10 protein-coding genes and 1 pseudogene are annotated in these 9,952 nt (G+C 67.1%); 6 read left to right on the forward strand and 5 right to left on the reverse strand.

Annotated features, from left to right (window positions below; genetic code table 11):
- From AC5JJ6_RS26710 to AC5JJ6_RS26720, 3 genes are all read left to right on the forward strand, one after another.
- Positions 1–522, forward strand: a 522-nt coding sequence (locus AC5JJ6_RS26710) for an MMPL family transporter (RefSeq protein WP_496044983.1), incomplete at its 5' end; no start/stop codon positions are given.
- On the forward strand, positions 512–1,531 hold the full coding sequence (hpnA, locus tag AC5JJ6_RS26715; protein ID WP_496044984.1) for a hopanoid-associated sugar epimerase: 1,020 nt from the start codon (positions 512–514) through the stop codon (positions 1,529–1,531). The genes AC5JJ6_RS26710 and hpnA, both read left to right, overlap by 11 nt.
- A 152-nt stretch (positions 1,532–1,683) precedes the next feature.
- Positions 1,684–2,283, forward strand: coding sequence for a CDP-alcohol phosphatidyltransferase family protein (locus AC5JJ6_RS26720; protein ID WP_496044985.1), 600 nt, complete (start codon positions 1,684–1,686; stop codon positions 2,281–2,283).
- Here the strand turns inward: AC5JJ6_RS26720 and AC5JJ6_RS26725 are convergent.
- Genes AC5JJ6_RS26725 through AC5JJ6_RS26735 form a run of 3 tightly spaced genes read right to left on the reverse strand, consistent with a single transcriptional unit; the run spans position 2,265 to position 4,767 of the window.
- On the reverse strand, positions 2,265–3,245 hold the full coding sequence (locus AC5JJ6_RS26725) for a lysylphosphatidylglycerol synthase domain-containing protein (protein ID WP_496044986.1): 981 nt from the start codon (positions 3,243–3,245) through the stop codon (positions 2,265–2,267). The genes AC5JJ6_RS26720 and AC5JJ6_RS26725 overlap by 19 nt on opposite strands.
- Before the next feature lie 9 nt (positions 3,246–3,254).
- The gene (locus tag AC5JJ6_RS26730) at positions 3,255–4,004 is read right to left on the reverse strand and encodes a phytanoyl-CoA dioxygenase family protein (protein ID WP_496044987.1); all 750 of its coding nucleotides are present in this window, start codon (positions 4,002–4,004) and stop codon (positions 3,255–3,257) included.
- A 1-nt stretch (position 4,005) separates the two neighbouring features.
- Positions 4,006–4,767 (reverse strand): phosphocholine cytidylyltransferase family protein, encoded by a 762-nt coding sequence (locus AC5JJ6_RS26735; RefSeq protein WP_496044988.1) that lies wholly within the window; start codon positions 4,765–4,767, stop codon positions 4,006–4,008.
- Between the two features lie 170 nt (positions 4,768–4,937).
- On the opposite strand from AC5JJ6_RS26735, the gene aepX reads away from it, so the two are divergent.
- On the forward strand, positions 4,938–6,614 hold the full coding sequence (gene aepX, locus AC5JJ6_RS26740) for a phosphoenolpyruvate mutase (RefSeq protein ID WP_496044989.1): 1,677 nt from the start codon (positions 4,938–4,940) through the stop codon (positions 6,612–6,614).
- 9 nt (positions 6,615–6,623) lie between these two features.
- Positions 6,624–7,769 carry a phosphonopyruvate decarboxylase gene (aepY, locus tag AC5JJ6_RS26745; protein WP_496044990.1) on the forward strand — a complete coding sequence of 382 codons (1,146 nt, stop codon included), beginning with the start codon at positions 6,624–6,626 and terminating at the stop codon, positions 7,767–7,769.
- On the opposite strand, the gene AC5JJ6_RS26750 is transcribed toward aepY, so the two are convergent.
- On the reverse strand, positions 7,750–8,871 hold the full coding sequence (locus tag AC5JJ6_RS26750; protein ID WP_496044991.1) for a 2-aminoethylphosphonate--pyruvate transaminase: 1,122 nt from the start codon (positions 8,869–8,871) through the stop codon (positions 7,750–7,752). The genes aepY and AC5JJ6_RS26750 overlap by 20 nt on opposite strands.
- 170 nt (positions 8,872–9,041) lie before the next feature.
- On the opposite strand from AC5JJ6_RS26750, the gene AC5JJ6_RS26755 reads away from it, so the two are divergent.
- Entirely contained in the window at positions 9,042–9,764 is a 723-nt protein-coding gene (locus tag AC5JJ6_RS26755; protein WP_496044992.1) for a carbonic anhydrase, read from the forward strand.
- On the opposite strand, the pseudogene AC5JJ6_RS26760 reads toward AC5JJ6_RS26755, so the two are convergent.
- Positions 9,761–9,952 (reverse strand): annotated as a pseudogene (locus tag AC5JJ6_RS26760) (hypothetical protein); the annotation flags it as partial. The gene AC5JJ6_RS26755 and the pseudogene AC5JJ6_RS26760 sit on opposite strands and share 4 nt — an antisense overlap.

The raw sequence follows: 9,952 nt of genomic DNA on the forward strand, positions 1-9,952 counted from the left end.
AAGGTCGTGATGGGCTCCTTCCGGGAAGCGACCCTGCTGACGATAGGGCTGATCGCCGTGCTGCTGCTGGCGATCCAGCGTAGCGTGGTCAGCGTCCTGCTGATCCTGGCGCCCCTGATGCTGGGCGCGCTCTATACGCTGGCGGCATCGGCCCTGCTCGGCATCCCGTTCAATTTCGCCAACGTGATCGTGATCCCGCTGCTGTTCGGGCTGGGCGTGGCGAGCAGCATCCATATGGTGGAACGCGGGCTCGCCCTGGCGCGGGAGCTGCCGCCCGGCCGCCGGTTCGGCATCGACCTGATGCTGACCAGCACGCCGCGCGCCGTCCTGGTCAGCACCCTGACCACCGCGACGGCCTTCGCCACGTTGTCCCTGTCCCACCATCGCGGGCTGTCGAGCATGGGCATCCTGCTGGCCATCGCCATCCTGTTCACCCTGATCTGCTCCCTGGTCGTGCTGCCCAGCCTGATGATGGAGTGGGAACGCAGAAACCGGCGGAAGGACCCACGCCATGCGGGTTGAGGATAGCGGCGGCACCGTCCTGGTGACCGGAGCCTCCGGCTTCGTCGGTTCGGCCGTGGCGAAGGCGCTGGCGGCGCGGGGCGTGCCGGTCCGCCTGCTGGTCCGCAGCACCAGCAACCGCCGCAACCTGTCCGGCCTTGGCGACGGCACGGAGATCGCCACGGGTTCCCTGGAAGACCCTGCCTCGCTGCGCGCCGCCCTGAGGGGCTGCAAGGCGCTGTTCCACGTCGCGGCGGACTACAGGATCTGGGTCCCGGACCCGGACGCCATGATGCGGACCAATGTCGAGGGCACCCGCAGCCTGATGCGGGAAGCCCTGGCGGCCGGCGTCGGGCGCATCGTCTACACCAGCAGCGTCGCGACCCTGGGCCTGAAGCCCGACCGCTCGCCCGCCGACGAGGACACTCCCGACCGGCCCGGCGACATCGTCGGCCCCTACAAGCGCTCCAAGTACGAGGCGGAACAGGTGGTCCGCCGGATGACCGCCGAGGACGGGTTGCCCGCCGTGATCGTCAACCCGTCGACCCCCGTGGGTCCGCGCGACGTCAAGCCGACGCCTACAGGCCGCATCATCGTGGAGGCGGCGTCCGGCCGGATGCCGGCCTATGTCGACACCGGCCTCAACCTCGTCCATGTCGACGACGTGGCGGCCGGCCACCTGCTGGCGTTCGAGCACGGCCGGATCGGCGAGCGCTACATCCTCGGCGGCGACAACCTGACGCTGGCGGAGATGCTGGGGGAGATCGCGCGTCTGGCAGGCCGCACCCCTCCCCGCGTCCGCCTGCCCACGGCGCCGCTGTTCCCGCTGGCCATCGTCGCCGAAGGCGTCGCACGCCTGACCGGCAAGGAACCTTTCCTCACCCGCGACGGTCTGCGCATGGCGGCCAAGCTGATGTTCTTCTCCTCGGCCAAGGCAGAGCGGGAGCTGGACTACCGCCACCGCCCAGCATCGGCGGGGCTGGAAGACGCGCTGAAATGGTTCAAGGAGGCGGGATATGTGCGCAAATAAATACCCCGCAAGCCCGAACAGTGAAGACGCCCCTGCCGTAGGTCGGTCTAAAGCGAAGCGGCAGCCGACATCGACGCGCCTGCTTGTCGGCTGCCGCTTCGCTTTAGACCGACCTACGTCACAAGTACGGTAAACTAAGAATAAGGTCAGGCATGAGTCACAATACCTGGACGCATGGAATGGTTCGCCCGCTGGTGCGTCCGCTGGCGTCGAGCATCGTTACGCCCAATCACATCACCACCCTGCGCTTCGCCACTGCCCTGATCGCCTTCGGCCTGCTGGCCTTCGGCAACGGCGAGTGGAACGACTGGGCGGCGGCCAGCTTCCTGCTCTCTTTCTTCCTCGACCGGGCCGATGGGGAACTGGCGCGGCAGAGCGGCAAATCCTCGCCCTGGGGCCACCGCTACGATCTGGTGACCGATGCGCTGTCCAACATCCTGATCTTCCTCGGCATCGGGATCGGCTTGCGCGACAGCCAGCTCGGCGCCTGGGCCATAGCCCTGGGACTGCTGGCCGGCTGCGGCATCGTCGCGATGCTGTGGCTGATGACCAAGGTCGAATCCCTTGGCGGCATCGGTGCCGCTACCTACTCGGCCAAGGGCGGGTTCGATCCCGACGACGCGATGGCGATCATTCCCTTCGCCATCTGGTTCAACGGCGAGATGCCGATCCTGATCGCCGCCTCTATCGGCGCACCCGCCTTTTTCCTGGGAGCCTGCTGGAAGTTCAGGCGCTATCTGGCGCCGTCCTGACCGACGGCTCCCGACCGGCGTGCTTCGATGGCCGACCAGACCGCCAGCGCCGGCAGACCCAGCGCCAGATCGCGCGCCCGCCGGATCAATCCCAGGGCCAGCGCGGTTGACGGATCGAGGCCCAGCACCAGCCCGAGGGCGACGAAGCCCGCTTCCTGGACGCCGATGGCCCCGGGGACGGTGAAGGCCGCCGACCGCCCGGCTTGGGACAGGCTTTCCAGGATGACCGCGTCGGTCCAGCGCGCCGGCACGCCGAGGAACCACAGGCACAGCCAGATCTCCGCCGCACCGGCGAACCAGCCGGCCAGCCGCCAGAAACAACTCCACCCGGCAGCCCTTCGGTCGCCATAGATCCTGTCCAGTTCCCTCTGGAACGACCCCATGCCGCCGAGCCTGGCCGCCCAGTCCTGCTTGGGCAGCACGGCGCTGACCCAGCGCCACAGCACCCCCAACCCCCGGCCGCGCTGTATCCAGTAGAACGCGAAGATCCCGCAGCCGAACAGCAGCAGCCCCGACACGACCGGCACGACCGATCCGACCTCATGGGCGGCCAGCAGCAAGCCCACCCCGATCAGCGCGAAGACCATCTGGGTCAGCGCGCCGAACGTCACGTCGGCAAGGACCGTAGCCGCCGCACGCGAGGTCTCAACCCCGCTCAGCATCGCAAGCCGCACCCGCGCCAGTTCGCCGCCGATCTGGGCGACGGGCAGCAGATTGTTGACCCCCTCGCCGATCCAGCGCATCCCGAACAGCGCCGGCAGCGACGGGGCAGGACCGATGAACAGCAGCCGCCACGCCACCACGTCGAGCAAAACCGGCAGCGCGTGGGACAAGACGATCGGAACGATGCCCCACCTGACGGGAGCCAGCGCGTCGCCGACGGCGTCCAGCCCCGTCCCCAGGATCAGCGCCACCAGGACGCCGATCCCCGCCAGAGCAGTCAGGACCGGAAGAAGCCTCATCCGCCGCCGTCAGACCCGGAAGACGTAGCTGGAACCGGGGACGCGGGCGACATCGGGCGGAAACGCCGCTGACTTGTCGCGGTAATAGGCCTCCCGGTGGTCGCCGTCCGATAGCCGGTTATAGGTCAGGTACAGGATGCGGCGCGCCGCGCCCGTCATGTTCTCGGCGGAGGCATGGGGGACATAGCTGTCGAACAGCAGCACATCGCCGGGCCCCGTCGGGACCGGCTTCAAGCCGACTTCCTTGATCCGGTCGTCGTCCAGCGGCTTCCACTCCTCCCCCAGCAGGCCTTGCCGGTGCCAGCCCGGCGCCACCTCCAGGCAGCCGTTCTCCAGGGTCGAGGCGTCGATGCCGACCAGCGCCGTGATGAACAGCGGCGCATAGGTGCTCCAGCCGGCCTGCTGGTCCTGATGCGCCTTGAAGCCGGCCCCGCCCGGCATCTTGAAGTTGATCTTCTCCTTGAACAGCACCGCCTGTTCGCCGAACAGCCTCGACACCGTCTCCATCAGCCGTCCCTGCCGGACCAGCCGGTCGAAGCCGTCGTGGAACGGGCAGAAGTTCTCGATCCGCTGGATGATCCTGTCTTCCGGGTCGAGCAGGCTGGCTTCGCGGTAGACCCAGTGGCTTCCGATTTCCTCGGGTGCCGAGGCCAGTTCCTCGGTCCAGCGGGTGATCTCGGCGACCTCGCCGGCATCGAAGAACCTGGGCAGCAGCAGATAGCCGTCGCGCTGAAAGGCTGCGACCTGAGTTTCATCCATCTCAAGCACCTCCGGTCATCGGATCGTCGCGCAGCGCCGGCCTGATCTCGGTCTCGGCCTTCACGACGTCCTCGGGGAAATCGATCTCGGTCCAGGGCAGGTCGGATACGTCCTCGTACCCGAATGTCCCCGGCGGGCTGGCGAGGATCAGGTCGCGCAGGGGCTCCTCGTACTCCATCCCGCCGCGCCCGCTCTCGACATAGTCCCGCGCGCGGCCGGCCAGCGCCTCGGCAATGGCGGGCGATAGCCGGAAGAAACCGACGGACTCACCGTGCCAGTCATGGGCGTTCTTCGGGATCTTGTGGAAATCGACGATCCTGCCGTCGCGGATGCACAGCTTGACCGGTTCGTCGCCCGGCTCGATGGTGCGGTCCATCAGCAGGCAGTTGTCGATCCGGGTCCGGACCAGCCGTTCCATCAGGCGCCTGTCATACAGCACGTCGCCGTCCATCAGCAGGACGGGCTCTCCCCGCGTCATCTCCCGTTCAGCCACCGCAAGCGAGACGACGCTGCCTTCGGTGAAACGCGGGTTCTCGATGAAGGAAACCGGGATCGCCGGCCCCATCCTCGCCACTTCCTCCCGGATACGATCCGCCGCGAAACCGACGACGATGACGGCCTCGATCACCCCGCAGGCGTGGAGGATGGCGAGGTGTCGTTCCAGCAGGCTGCCGCCCCCGAACTTCAGCAGGATCTTCGGGGCGGAGTCATCCCCGCTTCCCAAGCGCCGGCCCCGGCCGGCCGCGAGAATGACGGCTTTCATGATCGAATCCCTTTGGCAGGATTTAATGATTGGGGTCTGGTTTTCGTCTGTTAAGGTTAATAGTTACATCTCCATGACAAAGGCCGAGCCGGAACCCCGGAGTCAATTATCAACGTCGCGGCCCATCCATAAGAATTACCTCTTGCGTACTTCCAAGGAGGCAAGAAGCGTTGCGTAGTAACTTGAATGCCGCTGAGAACCCGACAGCATCGACCAGCGCCGCCCCGTCACCCCCGGTCCTCAACCGGTTCCAGGCCCTGAGGCAGCTCCTGATCTCGCCCGACCTGACGTTCCTGATGGAAGCCCATAACGGCCTGTCGGCGAAGATCGTCGAGGAAACCGGCTTCCAGGGCATCTGGGCGTCCGGCCTGTCGATCTCCGCTTCGCTGGGGGTCCGCGACAACAACGAGGCATCCTGGACGCAGTTCCTCGAAGTGCTGGAATTCATGGCCGACGCCACGTCGATCCCGATGCTGGTCGACGGCGATACCGGGTTTGGCAACTTCAACAACGTCCGCCGGCTGGTGCGGAAGCTGTGCGACCGGGGCGTCGCCGGCGTCTGCATCGAGGACAAGCTATTCCCCAAGACCAACTCCTTCATCGGCGACCACCAGCCGCTGGCCGATATGGAAGAGTTCTGCGGGCGCATCCGGGCCGGCAAGGACAGCCAGACCGACGACGACTTCTCCATCGTCGCACGGGTCGAGGCGCTGATCGCCGGCCAGGGCATGGACGAAGCGCTGAGGCGGGCGGAGGCGTACCATGCCGCCGGAGCCGACGCGATCCTGATCCATTCCAAGCGCTCCAGCGCCGCCGAGATCCTGAGCTTCATGGAGCACTGGGGGCAGCGCTGCCCGGTCGTCATCGTGCCGACGATGTACTACGCGACCCCGACGGAAGCCTTCCGCGAGGCCGGCGTCTCGACCGTGATCTGGGCCAACCACAACATCCGCGCGGCGATAGCCGCGATGCGCGACGTCACCGGCCGCATCCACCGCGAACAATCGCTGGCGGGATTGGAACGCGACCTGCCCACGGTCAAGGACATCTTCCGCCTGACCGGCCAGGACGAGTTGAACGAGGCGGAGAAGCGCTACCTGCCGGTCCGCACCGGCGCGCACGCGATCATCCTTGCGGCATCGCGCGGCGAATCCCTCGGCCCCCTGACCGAGAACCTGCCGAAATGCATGATCGACATCCGGGGCCAGCCCCTGCTGGGCCGGCTGGTGGCGACGCTGAAGGAGCGCGGCATCGAGGAAGTCGACGTCGTGCGCGGCTTCGCCAAGGAGACCATAGCTGTTCAGGGCATCCGGACGATCGACAACGACGACTATGCTTCGACGGGAGAGCTGTTCTCGCTGAACCGCGCCCGCGACCGTCTGAGCGGGCCGACCGTCGTGATCTACGGCGACATCCTGTTCCGCCCGCACATCCTGGACGGGCTGATGGAAACGCCCGGCGACATCGTCGTGGCGGCCGACGCCTTCTGGCAGCGGCGGTCGTCCGAATCCATCAACCAGCGTGACCTGATCGCGGCGGATACGGCCTATTCCGGCAACTTCCTGGACGAGGAACCGGTGGCGCTCCGCTCCATCGGAGCCCATGACGAGGGCGCCGAAATCTGCGGCGAGTTCATCGGCATGGTCCGCTTCAGCGACGAGGGAGCCAGGATGGCGCGCGACGAAATCGACGCGATGGAGGCGGAGGGCGTGCTGCGCACATCGGACCTGCCGGAACTGCTGAACCGTCTAGCCAGACGGACCACCGTCAACGTCCACTACGTCACCGGCTGCTGGCTGGATGTCGATACGCTGCGCGACCTTGACGATGCCCACCATTTCCCCTGAGATAAGTCCATGATCTCGGCCAACTCCTTCATCGGAAACGCGCTGGAGCGCGGGTTCGACTTCTACACGGGCGTCCCGTGCAGCTTCCTGACGCCGCTGATAAACGGCGTCATCGGGGGCACCGGCCTCTGCTATGTCGGAGCGGCCAGCGAGGGCGAGGCGGTCGCCATCGCGGCCGGCGCCTGGCTGGCCGGCCGCAGGACGGTTGTGTTGTGCCAGAACTCCGGCCTCGGCAACGCGGTCAATCCGCTGACCTCGCTGAATGCGCCGTTCCGCATCCCGACCCTGCTGGTGACGACGTGGCGGGGCCGTCCAGGCATCAAGGACGAACCCCAGCACGCTCTGATGGGGGAGATCACGCATGGCCTGCTGGACCTGATCCGCATCGGCCACCGCCCCTTCCCGACCACGCCGGACGACCTGACCGCCGCCCTCGATCATGCCTGCGCCGAGATGGACCGGCTGGACCTGCCCTTCGCCTTCGTCATGGCGGAAGACAGCGTCGAGCCGGAAACCCTGCGCCAGACACCGCCCCCTGCGCGTCCCGCCGGCGAACGCCTGGACTACCGCACCCACGGCGAACCGCCGCCCCGCGCCGCCGTGCTGGAACGCCTGCTGTCCGTGATCGACCGCCAAGCCGCCGTCGTCGCCACGACAGGCAAATGCGGCCGGGAACTGTTCACTCTGGACGACCGCGAACAGCATCTCTATCAGGTCGGCTCGATGGGCGGGGCTGCGGGAATGGGCCTGGGATTGACACTGTCGACGCCCCGGCCCGTCGTAGTGCTGGACGGCGACGGCGCCGCCCTGATGAAGCTGGGAACGATGGCGACGTTAGGCGCATACCACCCGCCGAACCTGATCCACGTCCTGCTCGACAACGGCGTCCACGACAGCACGGGCGGGCAGGCGACCGTATCGCCGCTGGTGGACTTCCCCGGCGTGGCGCTTGCCTGCGGCTACCCGAACGCGATGGACTGCGACGGTCTCGACGGCTTCGAAAGGGCGTATAAGGCAGCGGCCCGGAGCGGCGGTCCCAGCCTGATCCATGTCCGGATAGCGCCGGGATCGATGGCGAAGCTGGGCCGGCCGACCGTCCCGCCGCATGAAGTCGCCCGCCGCTTCAAGGCTTTCGTCACCCGCGCATTGCCGTAACGGTCTCCGCGATGACGCCAAGGGCGCGGCGGATCTCCGCCTCCCCGATGGCGCCGATGCAACCGATCCGGAAGCTGTCCAGAGCGGTCAGCTTGCCCGGATATATCACGATGCCGCGTGCATGCAGGCTGTCGTAGAAATCGCCGAACCGGAACCAGCCGCCGTCCGGTATCCGGAAGGTGACGATGACCGGAGCCTGTAGCTTGTCGTCCAGCCAGGGGGTGAAGCCAAGCTCCCGCATCCCGGCGCACAGGACGGCGCAGTTCCGCGAATAGCGCGCGAACCGCCCCGGCACGCGCCCTTCGGCGTCGAACTGGTCCAGCGCCGCGTCGAGTGCGGCCAGCACATGGGTCGGCGGCGTGAAGCGCCACTGCCCGTTCGATTCCAGCCCGCGCCACTGCGCTTCCAGGTCCAGCGCCAGACTGACGGCGTTGCCCTTGGCCAGCGAAAGCGCCGCGACGTCGGCGATGACGAAGCCGATGCCGGGCACGCCTTCCAGGCACTTGTTGCTGGACGCGAACAGGCTGGTGAAAGGAACCTTGGCAGCATCGATCCCGATGGCGCCGAAGCTACTCATGGCGTCGATATGGAGCCGCCGCCCAGCCGATGCCACCGCCTCAGCGACCTCCGCCAGCGGGTTCAGCAGCCCCGACGTGGTTTCGACATGCACGACGGCGACGTCGGTCACCGACCGGTCCGCCTCCAGCGCCGCCGCGACCGCGGCGGGATCGACCGGCTGGTCCTCCGGCCACTCCAGCACCTCATGAGCGCGTCCTGTCACCCGGCAGATCTCCACCATCCGCCGCCCATAGGCGCCGTTGACCAGGATCAGCAGCTTGCCGCCGCGCGGGACGAGCGTCTGGAGAGCGGCCTCGACCGCGAATGTCCCGCTGCCCTGGATCGGGACGCAGGTCATGGCCGCCGACTCGCCCCCGACGACGACGGTCAGCCTCCGCCGGATACGGTCTGTCAGGTCGATGAAGTCACGATCCCGCGATCCCCAGTCACGCAGCATCGCGCGCCGTGTCGCCGGCGCCGTGGTCAAGGGTCCGGGGGTCAGCAGCAAGGTTTCGCCTGGGTTTCCATCCCGGTTTGTCGTCATGCCCTGGGCCTTCTCCTGATCGGATCGTTTCGATTAACAGTGTAACGATCTCCGAAGATTTTCCACTCTGCGATAAAGTAGGCCCGTATTCGGTCGCGCCGCTTTGTGCATTCTCCTGTTGCAGGTACACCTACTGCCGATTGCAGGGGAATCATAAAAGGGGAAACGACATGACCGCCATCGACCAGTCCAAACGCGCCTTCTTCCGCACGGCCGGCCTGGGCGCCGCAGGAGCCCTCGCCGGCGCGCTGGCGCCCGTCCTGGGCGGATCGGCGCAAGCAGCATCCAGGAAGACCGACCTCAGTCCCGAACAGGCCTTGCAGTTGCTGAAAGACGGCAACCGGAACTATCTTACCGACGGTCCCATCCGCCGCGCCCAGGGCCGGGAGCGCCGGCTTGAGATCGCCAGGGGCCAGACGCCCTTCGCCGTGCTGGTAAGCTGCTCCGACAGCCGGGTACCGCCGGAACTGCTGTACGGCCGCGACCTCGGCGAGCTGTTCATCGTCCGCAACGCCGGCAATACGGTCGATACCTCCGCCATGGGCAGCATCGAGTACGCCGTTGCCGAGCTGGGCGTGCCGCTGATCGTGGTGATGGGTCACCAGCGCTGCGGCGCCGTCGATGCCGCCGTGTCGGTGGTGCGCGACAACACGGTCTTCCCCGGCAGCATCGGCGCCATGATCGAGCCGATCATCCCCGCCGTCCTGAGCGTGCGCGACAAGCCCGGCGACTTCCTGGAAAATGCCGTCCGGACCAATATCAGCCGGATCGTGAAACGCCTCCGAGAAACGGAACCGACGCTGATCGAACCGCAGCGTGCCGGAAAGCTCAAGGTCGTCGGTGCGCATTATTCGCTGGAGGACGGCTCGGTCGATTTCTTCGACGAGGCCTAGTCGAAGGCATAGACATCCATGGCGAGCACGCCGTAGGTGTGGCTGCTATGGACCCGCGTGCCGGCGGTTCCCGGCGAAGCGGCTCCCAGCGCCGTGAACAGCGGCAGCAGGTGTTCCTCGGTCGGGTAGTTGCGCTCGGCCGAGGGCGCCAGCCGGCGGTAGTCCAGCAATTCCGCCGTCCGGGCGCC

The sequence above is a fragment of the Skermanella sp. genome (genome assembly GCF_059503625.1).

Coding starts and splice junctions, on each gene's coding strand:
- AC5JJ6_RS26735 (WP_496044988.1), bottom strand. CDS start 4,767: ATGAAAGCCGTCATTCTCGCGGCCGGCCGGGGCCGGCGCTTGGGAAGC.
- AC5JJ6_RS26755 (WP_496044992.1), top strand. CDS start 9,042: ATGACCGCCATCGACCAGTCCAAACGCGCCTTCTTCCGCACGGCCGGC.
- hpnA (WP_496044984.1), top strand. CDS start 512: ATGCGGGTTGAGGATAGCGGCGGCACCGTCCTGGTGACCGGAGCCTCC.
- AC5JJ6_RS26730 (WP_496044987.1), bottom strand. CDS start 4,004: ATGGATGAAACTCAGGTCGCAGCCTTTCAGCGCGACGGCTATCTGCTG.
- AC5JJ6_RS26725 (WP_496044986.1), bottom strand. CDS start 3,245: ATGAGGCTTCTTCCGGTCCTGACTGCTCTGGCGGGGATCGGCGTCCTG.
- aepY (WP_496044990.1), top strand. CDS start 6,624: ATGATCTCGGCCAACTCCTTCATCGGAAACGCGCTGGAGCGCGGGTTC.
- AC5JJ6_RS26750 (WP_496044991.1), bottom strand. CDS start 8,871: ATGACGACAAACCGGGATGGAAACCCAGGCGAAACCTTGCTGCTGACC.
- AC5JJ6_RS26720 (WP_496044985.1), top strand. CDS start 1,684: ATGAGTCACAATACCTGGACGCATGGAATGGTTCGCCCGCTGGTGCGT.